Annotated in this window: 17 protein-coding genes and 1 pseudogene; 11 read left to right on the top strand and 7 right to left on the bottom strand. The window is 36.3% G+C overall.

The features are described from left to right. Positions 1–58: 58 nt before the first annotated feature. Entirely contained in the window at positions 59–1111 is a 1053-nt protein-coding gene (locus ACY3XC_RS08095) for a YkvI family membrane protein (protein WP_464868126.1), read from the top strand. 43 nt (positions 1112–1154) lie between these two features. On the opposite strand, the gene ACY3XC_RS08100 is transcribed toward ACY3XC_RS08095, so the two are convergent. Beyond that, on the bottom strand, positions 1155–1766 hold the full coding sequence (locus ACY3XC_RS08100; RefSeq protein ID WP_464868127.1) for a lysostaphin resistance A-like protein: 612 nt from the start codon (positions 1764–1766) through the stop codon (positions 1155–1157). Positions 1767–1918: 152 nt separating this feature from the next. Here ACY3XC_RS08100 and ACY3XC_RS08105 point away from each other — a divergent pair, with 152 nt between their 5' ends. Then, positions 1919–2038, top strand: a complete 120-nt coding sequence (locus ACY3XC_RS08105) for a DUF6254 family protein (protein ID WP_221820470.1) — start codon at positions 1919–1921, stop codon at positions 2036–2038. Positions 2039–2081: 43 nt separating this feature from the next. Here ACY3XC_RS08105 and ACY3XC_RS08110 read toward each other — a convergent pair whose 3' ends face one another. Beyond that, positions 2082–2270 carry a YkvS family protein gene (locus ACY3XC_RS08110; RefSeq protein WP_090758199.1) on the bottom strand — a complete coding sequence of 63 codons (189 nt, stop codon included), beginning with the start codon at positions 2268–2270 and terminating at the stop codon, positions 2082–2084. Positions 2271–2491: 221 nt separating this feature from the next. Between ACY3XC_RS08110 and ACY3XC_RS08115 the strand changes: the two genes are divergently transcribed. From ACY3XC_RS08115 to ACY3XC_RS08155, 9 genes and pseudogenes are all read left to right on the top strand, one after another. Then, positions 2492–2686: a hypothetical protein gene (locus ACY3XC_RS08115; protein ID WP_179158433.1), complete on the top strand. Its 195-nt coding sequence runs from the start codon at positions 2492–2494 to the stop codon at positions 2684–2686. A gap of 73 nt (positions 2687–2759) precedes the next feature. Continuing rightward, positions 2760–3221 (top strand): annotated as a pseudogene (locus ACY3XC_RS08120) (FGGY-family carbohydrate kinase); the annotation flags it as partial. A 35-nt stretch (positions 3222–3256) separates the two neighbouring features. Further along, on the top strand, positions 3257–4912 hold the full coding sequence (locus ACY3XC_RS08125) for a glycerol-3-phosphate dehydrogenase/oxidase (protein WP_464868128.1): 1656 nt from the start codon (positions 3257–3259) through the stop codon (positions 4910–4912). 361 nt (positions 4913–5273) lie between these two features. Then, positions 5274–5540, top strand: a complete 267-nt coding sequence (locus tag ACY3XC_RS08130) for a phosphocarrier protein HPr (RefSeq protein WP_411252568.1) — start codon at positions 5274–5276, stop codon at positions 5538–5540. Further along, a complete protein-coding gene (gene ptsP / locus ACY3XC_RS08135; RefSeq protein WP_464868129.1) occupies positions 5540–7252 on the top strand; it encodes a phosphoenolpyruvate--protein phosphotransferase in 1713 nt (570 codons plus the stop codon). Before ACY3XC_RS08130 ends, ptsP begins: the two co-directional genes overlap by 1 nt. A 112-nt stretch (positions 7253–7364) precedes the next feature. Then, the gene (locus tag ACY3XC_RS08140; RefSeq protein ID WP_464868421.1) at positions 7365–8150 is read left to right on the top strand and encodes an SDR family oxidoreductase; all 786 of its coding nucleotides are present in this window, start codon (positions 7365–7367) and stop codon (positions 8148–8150) included. Between the two features lie 91 nt (positions 8151–8241). Continuing rightward, positions 8242–8715: a hypothetical protein gene (locus tag ACY3XC_RS08145; protein ID WP_179158439.1), complete on the top strand. Its 474-nt coding sequence runs from the start codon at positions 8242–8244 to the stop codon at positions 8713–8715. A 155-nt stretch (positions 8716–8870) separates the two neighbouring features. Continuing rightward, positions 8871–9749, top strand: coding sequence for an NAD(P)-dependent oxidoreductase (locus ACY3XC_RS08150; RefSeq protein ID WP_464868130.1), 879 nt, complete (start codon positions 8871–8873; stop codon positions 9747–9749). Between the two features lie 68 nt (positions 9750–9817). Further along, positions 9818–9997, top strand: coding sequence for a hypothetical protein (locus ACY3XC_RS08155; RefSeq protein ID WP_464868131.1), 180 nt, complete (start codon positions 9818–9820; stop codon positions 9995–9997). Between the two features lie 18 nt (positions 9998–10015). On the opposite strand, the gene ACY3XC_RS08160 is transcribed toward ACY3XC_RS08155, so the two are convergent. The 5 genes from ACY3XC_RS08160 to ACY3XC_RS08180 all read right to left on the bottom strand — a co-directional run bounded on the left by ACY3XC_RS08160 (position 10016) and on the right by ACY3XC_RS08180 (position 14425). After that, on the bottom strand, positions 10016–11182 hold the full coding sequence (locus tag ACY3XC_RS08160; RefSeq protein ID WP_464868132.1) for an aminotransferase A: 1167 nt from the start codon (positions 11180–11182) through the stop codon (positions 10016–10018). Positions 11183–11354: 172 nt separating this feature from the next. After that, positions 11355–11555, bottom strand: coding sequence for a hypothetical protein (locus ACY3XC_RS08165; protein WP_464868133.1), 201 nt, complete (start codon positions 11553–11555; stop codon positions 11355–11357). A 165-nt stretch (positions 11556–11720) separates the two neighbouring features. Next, complete coding sequence (locus tag ACY3XC_RS08170) at positions 11721–12197, bottom strand: YkyB family protein (protein ID WP_218781149.1); 477 nt, start codon at positions 12195–12197, stop codon at positions 11721–11723. 343 nt (positions 12198–12540) lie between these two features. Then, positions 12541–13419: a metallophosphoesterase gene (locus tag ACY3XC_RS08175; protein ID WP_464868134.1), complete on the bottom strand. Its 879-nt coding sequence runs from the start codon at positions 13417–13419 to the stop codon at positions 12541–12543. 187 nt (positions 13420–13606) lie between these two features. Continuing rightward, entirely contained in the window at positions 13607–14425 is an 819-nt protein-coding gene (locus ACY3XC_RS08180; protein WP_464868135.1) for a C39 family peptidase, read from the bottom strand. Positions 14426–14570: the final 145 nt, after the last annotated feature.

A 14570-nucleotide genomic window follows, 5' to 3' on the forward strand; every position in this document is an offset into this window, starting at 1 on the left:
AAAAAGCTCGTCTTTGTTTGTCCCCTCGCTCATATATTGTATTTAAGGGGGAGATGAGGTGAAAAGAAATTGGTCAGCAGCTTTCCAAATCGCCGCAGTCTACGTTGGTACAGTTGTCGGTGCGGGATTTGCTACAGGAAGAGAAATCGTTGAGTTTTTCTCACGGTTTGGCTTCATTGGGTTTTTAAGTATTTTATTGAGCGGCTACCTCCTTATCGTATTAGGGTCAAAGTTGATGAGAATTGCTGCTCGGATTAATGCCGTTTCGTATCAGGAATTTAATGTACACTTGTTTGGGAAATGGGCAGGCAGGGGTATTAATATAATCATGCTTTTTATGTTATTAGGAGTAAGTGCAGTAATGCTTGCAGGTGCAGGAGCGGTGTTTGAGGAACAATTAGGTTTCTCTAAGAATTTAGGAGTGTTTATAACTATTTTTTTATCTTTTTTAGTTATGCTTGTTGGTACAAAGGGGCTATTTGCAGTCAATTCATTTGTGGTTCCCATTATGATTTGCTTCAGTCTTATGTTAATGACACTTTCTATTAAACAGCCAGATTTTTTAAATCACTTATTATTTGTACCCCATGCAGAAGATGGTTGGAAAAGTATCTTAGCACCTTTTTCTTATACAGCTTTAAACCTTGCTTTGGCACAAGCTGTGCTAGTTCCGATTGCAAATGAAATTAAGGATGATTGGACCATCAAATGGGGAGGGATTTTAGGAGGGACAGCATTAACTGTCATTTTAATTTCAAGCCATTTTACATTGATTATGCTGCCAAACTTAGAAATTTATGAGATACCAATGGCGATAATTATGAAGCAGATAGCACCTTTTTTTTATTGGATATTTGTCCTTGTTATTTATGGGGAAATCTTCACTTCAGTCATTGGAAATGTTTTTGGACTCGATCGTCAGTTAAAACAATTTGTTAATGTTCCTACTTTCATAACGATTTCTTTTATCTTTATCGTTTCTTATATCATCAGTCTTATTGACTATAGTAAACTTTTGTCTAATCTTTACCCATTGTTTGGCTATATTAGTCTTATCTTTTTTGTCCTTTTATGGATGAAACCTCTAAACGATAAGGTAAATAAATCATAAAAATAGGAAAAGCATTGTCCATTACTTTAGACAGGTGCTTTTCCTATTTTAACGGTAAAATAATAAAAATCATAATGTCAAAAACAATATGGGAAACAATGACTAATGGCATACTTCTCTTCCATAAATATAGTGCACCCCACATAAGCCCTGACAGGAATGCTGCAAGCATTAACATTAGTGTACCTGAATAAACATGAACGGAAGCATAAAGCATTGAACCAATAAAAATACTCGGTAATGGTCCGAAGTAGTGAAGCAGTCTTTTTTGAACAAACCCGCGCCAAAAGAGTTCTTCACCAGGAGCTGCCACTAAAATTAGTGCGAGGTATTGCCAAAATAATTCAGGAGCAAACCAGCGATAAAGTTTATTAACACTATTTCCAAAAGGCAGATTTAGAAGGTCAAAGGCTTGAATCCCCATCCAAAATACTAAATAGAGGATTAATCCTGTTACTGTACCTATAGAGAGATATTTAAAAAATGATGCTTCATCATCAACAGCTTCTTGAAACATCGCATAAGTGATTAAAACAAGGAGTGAGCCAGTGAATATATACCAGAATATTGCCCGGTCATAAAAAGTGAAATACATAAGAGCATGGGAAATGATTAACCCAGTAATCAGCCGAGGATCAAAATAACGATTTATCAAGTATCGATTACCTCCTTTCTAACAATAAAATTTATTTTAACAAAAAAGAATTATGAAAGGAAATGATTACATTCACACTTTTGAATGATTCCACTAATAAGAATGAAGAAATTGAAAAAAATAGTAAGGTGAAATGGAAAGGAGGCAGGACGATGAGCAAATCTAAAAGTCAACAAGAGCGGGAATGGACTGTTCGTAAACAAGACCAAAATCCTCATGGAAAAGTAAAATCAAAAGACCAGTTATTAAAAGAAGCTGGACAGGATAAGTAAATAAAAGGCAGCCATTGGCTGCCTAATCTACAAAGTTATGAAATTAATAAGCGCTTTCTTTTACTATCTTATAATTTTTATGGTTGACAACTGTCCGCTGATCCAATTCTAGATCACGATAATTATCCATTAATGTCAGGTCGACTATGACAGAATTTTCATTTACCTTTTCTACAATCCCTTTTAATCCGCCACGGAATTCAATGATATTTCCAACTTCTGCTTTTTTCATAAGTCTCTCTCCCTTTACTTGACAAATTGTATATACTTATTTACATAACAGTTTGCACTACTTTTATAGTTTCGTAAAGGATTTTATTTGACAATTTAGTTAATTATTTGTAAAAATTGCAATCGTTTTCATTTCTAGCCTTATTTTCATGGGAATAAGGTGCAATTGTTGACTATTATCATGAATCTTACTATAAAATGTAAAAAGAGGTGATGAAGAATATGCAGGAACAATATGTGATCGATATTTTAGAAAAACTTAAATCAGGTGAAATTTCAGAATACTATGTTAAGAAGGAAGACTTTATGGAATTTCGTCAGTTCCTTGTTAAAAGGGATGACTTTAAACATTTTCGCGGCATAGGCCAGCGGGGTGGAGATGTATTATTTCAATATTTGGAAGAGCCTAGAAGCTAAAATTAGAATTACCCATCTAGTTTTATTAATAGAAAATAAACCATATAGTGAATAGGGGGATTTCTTTGGAGACGTTCCTGCATTTGTTGGCTTGGGGACACCCTACTGGGATAGTGATGTACGAGGTGCTGTTTTTGGCTTAACAAGAGGCACAACGAAGGAGCATTTTATCAGGGCCACTCTTGAATCATTAGCCTATCAAACCAAAGACGTACTTTCAGCTATGGAATCAGATTCCTTAATACAACTGAAAACACTTCGCGTAGACGGTGGTGCCGTAAAAAATAATTTGTTAATGCAATTCCAAAGTGATATTTTAAATGTACCAGTTGAAAGGACGAAAGTAAGTGAAACAACAGCGCTTGGAGCAGCCTATTTAGCTGGCCTTGCAGTAGGATTCTGGGAAAGTCAGGAAGAAATATCAAAGCAATGGGAAATCGATAGAAAATTCATACCGAAAATGGCAGTAGACCAGCGTGACTGCCTATACAATGGCTGGAGAAAGGCCGTGAAGGCTGCGATGACATTTAAATAAAATTGGTAGTCTTTTTCTATTTAGGAGGAAAAGTGATGAAATTTTCTAACATAAATAGAAATGAAATGATTGATAACCTGAAAAATATGGAATTTGATGTTCTAGTTATTGGCGGGGGGATTACTGGTGCAGGGATTACACTAGATGCAGCAACTAGAGGTATGAAAACAGCACTAGTTGAAATGCAGGATTTTGCTGCTGGTACATCAAGCCGTTCAACCAAATTGATTCATGGCGGACTTCGTTATTTAAAACAATTTGAAGTGAAAATGGTAGCTGAAGTTGGTAAAGAAAGAGCAATTGTTTATGAAAACGGTCCTCATGTAACAGAACCTGTATGGATGTTACTTCCGATTTATAGAGGAGGAACCTTTGGAAGGCTGAGCACATCGATAGGGTTAAGACTTTATGATTTTCTAGCAGGGGTAAAAAGTATTGAGCGAAGAACCATGTTAACAAAAGAACAAACATTAGAAAAAGCACCATTATTGAAGAAGGAAGGCTTAATGGGGAGCGGCTGCTATGTTGAATATCGTACGGATGACGCTCGTTTGACAGTTGAAATAATAAAAGAGGCATATCGATTCGGCGCAGCTCCAATAAATTATACAAAGGTCGTTAACTTTGTTTATAAAAATCAAATGGTTGCCGGTGTCATTGTTGAGGATCAGTTAACAGGAGAAAAATATCAGATTTGTGCTAAAAAAATTATTAATGCTGCGGGTCCATGGGTGGAAGAAGTGCGTGAACTCGATCATTCTAAAAATGGGAAAACCCTGCAATTAACCAAAGGTGTCCATCTTGTAATAGATCAAAGCCGTTTTCCCTTGAAGCAATCCATTTATTTTGACACCCCTGATGGAAGGATGGTATTCGCTATCCCTCGTGAAGGAAAAACTTATGTTGGCACAACGGATACTTTTTATAATCAAGATAAGCTCCAGCCTTTCATTACTAATAACGATCGAGAATACTTAATCAAATCAATTCAATATATGTTTCCTAAGGTGGCAATCACCGAAGATGACATTGAGTCAAGCTGGGCTGGGTTACGACCGCTCATTTATGAGGAAGGAAAGGCTGCATCGGAAATATCACGTAAGGATGAAATTTGGGAGTCTAAAACTGGTTTGCTTACGATAGCTGGAGGAAAATTAACGGGTTATCGAAAAATGGCAGAGGCCATTGTTGATCGAATATCAGTAAGTCTAGGGAAGGAACAAAGTATCAGTTATCAAAACTGTAAAACAAAGAATTTGCCTATCTCTGGTGGCCATGTAGGAGGATCGGACAATTATCCTGCTTATACCATTGAAAAAACAGCTAAGGGTATCGAAAAAGGACTTACTTCATTAGAGTCAGAACAGTTAGCTCTCATGTATGGTTCCAATGTTGATGAGGCTTATGATTTACTATTGGAGAATAAAAATGATGCGTTAAAATACGGCATTCCAAACCAGTTGTTTGCAAAGCTAGTGTATTCAATTCAATGTGAAATGGCTGCAACACCAATAGATTTCTTTACAAGGAGAACTGGTTCGGTTCTTTTCAATATTAGTGATGTCCACAGCTATAAAAAACAAGTAATAGAATATATGGCCGAAAAATTAAAATGGGATGATACAGCCAAAGAAAAATACACAGAAGAATTAGAAACAGCCCTGAAAATTGCAACTGGTACTGTCGATTGATAGCAGGACAAAAAATTAAAAAGCTAAACGAAGACAATGAGCTGCCTAAAAGGTCAGCTTATTTCATTTTTTACAAAATTAGGCTATTATTTATGGCAAAATAGTGAACTTTTTCAAAAAAACAAGATGTCGATTTTTAAATGCGCTTACATAAATGGTTTTATGTTGTCTGTATTGTTCGAAAATGTTATCCTAGCAATTGTATGAATTTCAAAAAATAAATGGGACGTGCTGTTTACATACTTCATATTCTTTTGGAGATAATATAACAATTAGTTCAGTTAAACTTATCTGACTAAATGTTGTTAGATATGTAATAGCGAGTGTCATTTTACATTAACGAGAAGGAGTTTGATTTAACATGGCAGAAAAACAATTTAAAGTAACAGCTGATACAGGGATCCACGCAAGACCTGCAACCCTGCTTGTACAAACCGCGAGCAAATTTGATTCAGAAATCAATTTAGAATATAAGGGTAAAAAAGTTAACTTAAAATCTATTATGGGTGTCATGTCTCTTGGAATTGGCCAAGGAGCAGATATCTCAATTAGTGCAGAGGGCAGTGACAGTGAAGAAGCAATAAGAAGCCTTGATGAATTATTGAAAAAAGAAGGACTGGCTGAGTAATGACATTTTTACAGGGAATTGCTGCTTCCAATGGCATTGCCATTGCAAAAGCATATCGGCTAGTGGAACCAAATTTATCATTTGATAAACAGACAATAGAGGATGCAGATTCAGAGGTATCTCGTTTTAAGGAAGCTATAGAGAAATCTAAAGCAGAACTTGAGGCAATTCGAGATCGCGCTCAGGTTGAACTTGGTGCAGATAAAGCAGCTATCTTTGAGGCACATTTACTTGTGCTAACTGACCCAGAACTAAATGGACCAATTGAAGATAAGATTAAGTCAGAAAAAGTAAATGCAGAAGCTGCATTAAAAGATACAGCAGACATGTTTGTTATGATGTTTGAACAAATGGACAATGAGTACATGAAGGAACGTGCTGCTGATATTCGTGATGTTACAAAGCGCGTTCTATCACATTTACTAGGCGTACAATTAGTAAATCCAAGTATGATCGCTGAAGAAGTAATTATTGTAGCCGAGGATTTAACACCATCCGATACTGCTCAATTAAACCGACAATACGTATTAGGGTTTACAACTGATATTGGCGGACGTACTTCTCATTCTGCGATTATGGCTCGATCCATGGAAATTCCAGCAGTAGTAGGAACAAAAAGTGCTACAGAAGATATTAACAATGGTGATTTAGTCATTGTTGATGGTCTAAAAGGTGAAGTACATATTAATCCTACTCCTGAGCTGGTGGAGGAATACCGTAACATTCATCAGCAATATGAAGCTCAGAAGACAGAATGGGCAAAGCTTGTTAATGAAAAAACGGTATCAGCGGACGATCATCATGTTGAATTAGCCGCTAATATTGGTACTCCTAATGACTTAAAGGGAGTAATCGAAAACGGTGGAGAAGGTGTAGGACTTTACAGAACTGAATTCCTTTATATGGGAAGGGACCAGCTTCCTACTGAAGAAGAACAATTTGAGGCTTATAAGGCTGTTTTAGAAGGTATGAATGGTAAGCCAGTGGTTGTTCGTACATTAGATATCGGCGGCGATAAAGAGCTTCCATACCTTCAATTACCAAAGGAGCTTAATCCCTTTTTAGGATTCCGGGCAATTCGTTTATGCTTGGAGGAGCAGGATATTTTCCGTACCCAGCTTCGTGCACTTCTTCGTGCAAGCAGTTATGGTAACTTAAAAGTAATGTTCCCGATGATTGCAACCTTGGATGAATTCCGTGAAGCGAAGGCAATCCTTGAAGAGGAAAAACAAAAGCTTATTTCTGCTGGCCAAAAGGTTTCCGAAGATATTGAGCTAGGGATTATGGTTGAAATTCCTTCAACTGCTGTTTTAGCTGATCAATTCGCTAAGGAGGTTGACTTCTTTAGTATTGGAACGAATGATTTAATCCAATATACAATGGCGGCAGATAGGATGAATCAGCGTGTATCCTACCTTTACCAGCCATATAGCCCGTCTATTCTGCGATTGGTGAAGATGGTTATTGATGCTGCACATGCAGAAGGTAAATGGGCTGGGATGTGCGGTGAAATGGCTGGAGACGAAACAGCGATCCCACTTCTTCTAGGTCTAGGATTAGACGAATTTTCAATGAGTGCAACGTCTATCCTAAAAGCAAGGTCTCAAATTAAAAAGTTAAGTAAAGCCGAAATGGAGAAGCTTGCCACTCAGGTTTTAAATATGCAAACAACTTCACAAGTAATTGAAGCAGTTAATGCTGCAACAAAATAATACTTTATTTCAAAGAGGCAGAATGATTCTGTCTCTTTTTGTCGTACATGTTTTAGGAATACGAGGAAAATTTTAGTATAATAGAAATAGACAAGTTAAAGGGGGATGTATGATGGATTTAAATCTTAGCGGGAAAACAGCGCTCATAATTGCTTCCAGCCAAGGGCTGGGATATGCTATCGCACAAGCGTTAGTAAAAGAAGGAGCCAACGTAATGATTTCAGGCAGAGATGAGGAAAAACTTAAAAAGAAGGCTGAGGAATTAGCATCTATCGGGAAGGGCAGTGTTGATTTCCAAAAAGCAGATATAACAAAGACAGAAGATATTAAACTACTTGTATCAAAAACAATAGAAACATTTGGAGGTCTTCAACTACTTGTTAATAATGCAGGGGGGCCGCCTGCTGGAACTTTTGAGGACTTAACAGATGATGAGTGGCAAAGTGCATTTGAATTAAATTTATTATCATATGTACGTGTCATTCGTGAAGCATTGCCCTACCTAAAAAAGGATGGAGGAAAGATTCTTAACATCGCTTCATCTTCAATTAAAGAGCCAATACCAGGCTTAATACTCTCTAATACCTTTCGAACCGGTATTGTTGGACTATCTAAGTCATTAGCATCTGAATTTGCTTCCTACAATATCTTAATCAATACAATCGCGCCAGGTCGCATAGCAACTGATCGTGTTAAGCATTTAGATCAAATTAATGCGGATAAACAAGGAGTCGACATAAAAACGGTTGAATTATCAATGAAAGAGACAATTCCTCTTAAGAGATATGGAACACCTGAGGAATTTGCCAACGTAGCAGCTTTTCTTCTATCGGATGCTAATACCTATATGACAGGGAGTTCGTTTTTAGTTGATGGGGGCATGATTAAAGCTATTTAACCTCATAGTTATTATTCCAATAATCAACCTCATTTTACGTTTATTACCAAAAATATTTGGTTAAGGTAAAAACATAAAGGAGTGTTTAAACATGCGGAGAAGTAGAAAAATGGTTTTTGTTCTAGTGTGTATCATGTTTATTGGAACTATCCTTACTGGTTGTGGATTACCCCTATCAAAAGAACTAATTGTAAATCGTTACGCCGATGCCTTGTTAACGAAGAATAATGAACTTCAATTCCGTTTTAGAATTAATAATGAAATTTTAGATAGACATGAGTTATATAAAGTAAAGGTTACGATACATGATGATCAGCTTGTTGCTGCAATTGGTAAACGTGAAATCATATACGGAGAAGAGCAAGTTTTAAATGGAGAATATTTAGAGGTAAAGGGAAAAAGTGAAAAGTATATTTTTATGGATCCGCTCCCCCTAAAGGAAGACTTACACATTCATGAAATAGAGAATATGATTGAGAAAAACCAAGCAGTTTCGATTGAAATATACAATAATCAGGAAGTTTTTGGACGTGTCTACTTAACAAATTTTTCATCAGAGCTTTGAATTTGTGTTTATCATGATTTGAACTAGGAGAAACTATGTAGGTGCATAAATTTGGAGATTGAGCACGATAACCGGAAAGTACTTAGTTCCGGTTTTTTTGCGTTATTACATATATAATAAAAGGTGAAAATTCGTGATCGGAGGATTGATTTATTTTGTTAACTCCAGAAAATACTGTAATTGGTTTTATTGGGACAGGTGTTATGGGAAAAAGTATGGCTGGGCATTTAATGGCAGCTGGGTATCACTTAATTGTTTTTTCAAGGACTAAGGAAAAGTCAGATGAACTAGTAGAAAAAGGCGCTATTTGGGTAGATTCGCCAAAAGAAATGGCAGAGAAGGCTAATGTTATTATTACAATGGTTGGCTATCCTTCTGATGTGGAAGAAATCTATTTAGGTGAAAATGGCTTAGTTAATCATGCAAGACCAGATAGTTATCTCATCGATATGACGACTTCAGCCCCATCACTTGCAAGGAGAATATATGAGGCTGCAAATGAAAAAGGTATTCATACCATTGATGCCCCTGTCTCTGGCGGTGATGTTGGTGCACAGGAAGCGAAACTGTCCATTATGGTAGGCGGAGAAGAATTAGACGTTGAAGCGATAAGACCACTTCTAAGTCTCCTGGGAACAAATATTGTTTATCAGGGAAAAGCAGGTGCAGGACAGCATACAAAAATGTGTAATCAAATTGCGATAGCTTCAAATATGATTGGTGTTTGCGAGGCCATCATTTATGCCGAAAAAGCAGGATTAAATCCAGAATCAGTGTTAAAAAGTATTACCACTGGCGCTGCTGGAAGCTGGTCATTAAGCAATCTTGCTCCAAGAATGCTGAATGGGAATTTTGAACCAGGATTTTACATAAAACATTTCATTAAGGATATGAAAATCGCCTTAGATGAAGCAGAGCAAATGGAAATGAAAGTTCCTGGTTTAGCTTTGGCAAAATCCCTGTATGATCAACTTGTTGTAATGGGCGAGGAGAATAGTGGGACACAGGCATTATATAAATATTGGAAGTCCTAATACGAGTTGTATAAATTCCTCCTGTTTTCAAAAAATAAGCTAGAAGCTGAAATAGGAGGAAACTATATATGGCTAAAAGAACAAAGAAGAATGACCCGCAGCAAAAAAATAAAAAAGGATTTGATTCTGCTGTCTTAAATGAAGAATTTGCTCATGAAATGGGATCAGCAGCAACAAATAAAATTCATAAAGAAAAAGCAAAAAAAGAAAAGGCGTCCAAAAATAATGGACAATACAAAGGTCAATAGCAGAAATACCCTCACTTTTTAACAGTGAGGGTGTTTTTTATCATTTAAAAATTGCTCCATTCGATTTAACCCAATTTCCAGCGTTTCAAGTGAACAGGCAAAAGAAAGTCTAAAATAACCTTCGCCGAATTCTGAGAATGCACTTCCAGGAACTACTGCTACCTTTGCTTGATGGACCATCTCAAGAGAAAAGTCAAAACTATTCAAAGGGATTGAATCAGGGATTTTAACAAAGAAATAGAATGCACCGTCTGGCTTGACTACACTTAGCCCCATATCGGTAAGACGATTGTAAACATAGGCGCGTCTTTGGATATATTCCCTTTTCATCGGGATGGCATCATCCATTCCCGTGGTTAATGCTGCTAAAGCTGCTTTCTGAGCAATTGAATTTGCACAGGATACATTGTATTGATGTACCTTTAATATATGCTTGGTAATATCTTTAGGAGCAAATAGGAAGCCAATTCTCCACCCGGTCATCGAATGAGATTTTGACAACCCATTAATTACGATTGTTTTCTCTTTTAAAAAGGATGCAATCGAAAGATGGTGCTGATCATAAGTGAGCTCGCTGTATATTTCGTCTGCGAGGACAAAGATTTCTCTCTCTTTCAAGTAATCAGCGATTTCTTTTAACTCTATCTCAGTGAGGCTTACTCCTGTTGGATTTGATGGGTATGGCAAAACAATGCAGCGTGTCTTGTCGGTAATATAAGGCTTAATCATTTCTAACGTAAATCGGAACTGATTCTTCCTAATATCGACATGAACCGGAAGTGCTCCACACAGCCGAATAATCGGTTCATATCCTGGATAAATAGGTCCTGGCAGGATAACTTCCGTACCTTCCGTTAGAATGGTTCTAAACGATATATCTATTGCCTCACTTGCACCCATTGTGACAATTACTTCGGAATCTGGTTCGTAGGAAAGACGATATTTCTTATTAACAAAATCGCATGCGGCAGTTCGTAATTCTGGGATTCCAGCATTAGGTGTATAGGAAGTGAAATTTTCCTCAATTGCATGGATGCCGGCTAGTTTGACATGCTCTGGTGTTTGAAAATCTGGCTGACCAATTGTAAATGAAATAACATCGTCTATGTGTGCTACCATATTATAAAATTTTCTAATTCCTGAAACTTCTATGCCTTGAACTTTGGTATTAATTAAATGCTCCACCCTTGTTCATCCTTCCATTGCTTTCATGAATACTCTGATTATAAACAGATTTATAGAAATATTCTACAATAATGGACAAGGGAGTGCAGTGAGAATATAAAAACAGCCTGAATAATAATCAGGCTGTTCTTAAAGGGGGGGGGGGGAGTTTATATCAAATTATAGAGTATTATTAATAACCATAGTCCCAATCAACTTCATCTTCATGCCAGAAAACGGGAGAGACGGAATCGAAAGTAACAATTTTATTATCTACCTTGCAGCTGCATTGATCACAGCCACACTGGTTTTTTATTTCTTCGAATACTGTCTGCTCAACATCTTCAATAAATGTAATCCTCTGCTCTTGATAAAGAATCGCTGTCCCTTTCATGTCTAAGGCACCTCTTTATGATTTAGTCTTCTTATGATTGTATTGTAAACCTGTTGGTTAAAAGGGTCTATAACTTGTGAGTGAGTTCACAAAATTATCAATAAGCTGTAGCGAAATTATGTACAAAATAAAAATACGTAAAAGAGCCAGTTAAATTTGGCCTTTTTACGTATATCGTTCTCCTAACTTTTTAAAAATCGGTTTTTGATATGGACGGTTTTTTCGATGATTTGAAGGTGGCTGTTCCATTTCTGTTATGCCGGTATATAGCTGTAATATGCCTTTTGCTTGGTTAAGAGAAAGTGAGGTTTTTGGATTTCTCACACTTCCATCTAATTTCCCCAAATGAGGAAGCTCAGCAAAATCAGACTTAGAAGGTGGAATATGAAAAGTATAATGGCCGCACTGAACGAGGACATCCGACTGCTGTTTGCTATTACGAGGATTTTCCGAAAAATGAAGTCCTATTTTTTTTGCCTTACCTTCATCTATTAATTTTTTTAATGATTCATGCTTTAGTTTATATAAATATTTGGGGTTTGGTGCTGTTTTTGCATGGCGATTAACAATAAAAAGAGCTTGTGAGAGGTTATCTATCGTTAGCTTTCCTTTTGGATGGGGGATTTCCCTTTCGTGAGTCAAGATATGTACTCCTTTCTAATTAAAAACAGAGTAAACCTATTTCCTATAATTTCTATATATTCTTTTAGGTTTTTACGGTCAACTTAAGATATAATTGACAATTTAGAAGTTTTAGTGAAATAGTCTTTATTTTCTTTAAATTATTTATCTTTATTATGATTTAATTGTAAAATAGAAATACAAGAAAGTAAAAACATTATTGTAAAAAATGAGAACTTTTTACGTTTAAAGGATGAGAAAAATGCCTAATCGGGCTAGAGGAAAAGTTTTTATCAAGAAAAAATCTTAAAGGAAATAGCAGAAGCAATTAAAAAATCCTTGCCGATTATTGGGTAAGGATTTTTTAATCTGTTTCCATTGAAATCAAGGTAAATACAGTTAATTCTGGTTTTGCCATGAACCGAAATGGGAGTCGTGTTGTGCCGATACCCCGATTAACATATAACGACAATGGATTAATTTCACCAATGGAATAGTACCCTTCGGGATAATTTTGTGCAAAAGGTGGAATGACGAGAGCCCCAACAAAAGGGATTTTCACCTGTCCTCCATGACTATGTCCACTTAACTGCCAATGTATTTGATAGGCGGAGGCTTCATCGGCAACATCAGGGGCGTGAGATAAAAGAAGTTTAAACGAGCTCTCATGTACATTTTTCATTGCTAGTTGTAAATCAGGTTTGCCCAGCATTCGATCGTCTATACCTAATAGAGAAAAATAACTTCCATCCATTTGCTTAATAGGGAGGGATTCGTTTAACAGGAGGGTGAAATTAGACATTTCCATAAGATTTTTATAAATTTCTGAACCATAGCCACCATGGTCATGGTTTCCATAAATACAATATTTACCGATTGTTGCTTTTAATTGCTGCAAAATTGGAGGAACTTTATTTATTTCATTATATTTATTTGGCTCGTCCAATAAGTCTCCTGTAAAAAAAATCAAATCAGGCTGTAGTTGATTAATTTTGTCAACTAATTTCTTTAATTGGTTTATATTGTAATGAAAACCTAAATGTGTGTCGCTAAATTGAACAATTTTTACTCCAGTAAAACTTGCAGGAATTAACGAGTGCTTGATTTCAAGGTGATTTATTTCAAGAAGTGAAGGTTCAATTCGATTGGCATAGAAGTAACCGCCTGAACCAAGACCGAAAACTGTAAGAAGTGTACCAAAGGTACTTTTTAGGAAAGATCTCCTTTTCATTTTTTTAGGCATAATTTAATTACCAACCTATCTACGATTTTTTTCTGAGTAAAAATAGAGTCATTCGTATTTTCTTTAAAAATGGACAATTTTGCAAGCGAAAAGGCAGAATGAATTTATTGATAAAAAGGTATACAATAGTTCATATTCTAAAATATATAAAAAATTCCAAATAAAAAGCAGCCTTTTGGCTGCTTTTCTATTTATAACTTACCGCCCTGCTTTGGAGTGCTTTCCAGGAAGCGATAAAATTTTCTTTTCCAACTCTTACTTGTTTTCTGCCAGAAAGCGGGTCATTCAAATAAACATAATTTGCATCATAACCCACTAGTACAACGGCATGCAAATCCAATGGTGTTTTAATAACTTGCTGTCCATGATACCAAGACTCCCAGCGATCGGGTAATCGATAATCTCCTGTTGTCCATACCACTACCGGATAACCAGCAGAGACATGCTCTAGAACTCGTTCAAAGGGCTGGTTTGTTAAGTTAACAGCTCTGCCTGGGAGTTTTTGATTAACAAGTGCTTCCATTGGCTTATCAAATACTGCATAACCTGCCTGCTTACCGGTCATATCTCCTACAAAACCATCCGCAGGGTTGCCCCAATTTAATATATCACCATTAGAAGATCTTTTGATAGGGTCAGGATCTTTCTGAATAGAGCGATACAAATCCATTTTGTCTGTTTTCACACCAGCAAAGTTTAAAACCATCGCAAGGCTTGTTACTTCACATCCATATCTTAACTCAGGATTTTGTTTAATCAAGACAACATCCAGCATCATTGAATTTTTTTTAGCTGGTTGTGATACTGGCTGGTTTGTTTTTGTAATAGGCTTCGGTTTATTTTCACTATTAGTGGTGGTATTTCTAGTTTTTTGAATTTCAGGTCTTGGTACTTGTTCATATATTTCTGTGTAGTTTTGCGAATCTGGCTGTTTAGAAACTGTTTCATCTGCATTATTACATCCAAACAGTGGAAGGATTGATACTAACAAGCAAAGTTTTTTCAATTGTTAGCCTCCATTCTATGGACTTGGTACTATCATTCGGCATTTTCGAAATGCCTATGATGGTATTCTTTTGGAAAAGAACATGATGTGCAAGTTGAGCGTATTGTATATAAGGTTATGGTATAATGAGGAAAATCTTTTTTGC

The organism is Bacillus sp. CZDM1, assembly GCF_055502545.1.

Bases quoted from the DNA above. Each gene is read 5' to 3' on its own strand.
- ACY3XC_RS08175 (WP_464868134.1), bottom strand. From the start codon at position 13,419: ATGCCTAAAAAAATGAAAAGGAGATCTTTCCTAAAAAGTACCTTTGGT.
- ptsP (WP_464868129.1), top strand. From the start codon at position 5,540: ATGACATTTTTACAGGGAATTGCTGCTTCCAATGGCATTGCCATTGCA.
- ACY3XC_RS08140 (WP_464868421.1), top strand. From the start codon at position 7,365: ATGGATTTAAATCTTAGCGGGAAAACAGCGCTCATAATTGCTTCCAGC.
- ACY3XC_RS08110 (WP_090758199.1), bottom strand. From the start codon at position 2,270: ATGAAAAAAGCAGAAGTTGGAAATATCATTGAATTCCGTGGCGGATTA.
- ACY3XC_RS08165 (WP_464868133.1), bottom strand. From the start codon at position 11,555: ATGAAAGGGACAGCGATTCTTTATCAAGAGCAGAGGATTACATTTATT.
- ACY3XC_RS08115 (WP_179158433.1), top strand. From the start codon at position 2,492: ATGCAGGAACAATATGTGATCGATATTTTAGAAAAACTTAAATCAGGT.
- ACY3XC_RS08155 (WP_464868131.1), top strand. From the start codon at position 9,818: ATGGCTAAAAGAACAAAGAAGAATGACCCGCAGCAAAAAAATAAAAAA.
- ACY3XC_RS08105 (WP_221820470.1), top strand. From the start codon at position 1,919: ATGAGCAAATCTAAAAGTCAACAAGAGCGGGAATGGACTGTTCGTAAA.
- ACY3XC_RS08145 (WP_179158439.1), top strand. From the start codon at position 8,242: ATGCGGAGAAGTAGAAAAATGGTTTTTGTTCTAGTGTGTATCATGTTT.
- ACY3XC_RS08130 (WP_411252568.1), top strand. From the start codon at position 5,274: ATGGCAGAAAAACAATTTAAAGTAACAGCTGATACAGGGATCCACGCA.
- ACY3XC_RS08125 (WP_464868128.1), top strand. From the start codon at position 3,257: ATGAAATTTTCTAACATAAATAGAAATGAAATGATTGATAACCTGAAA.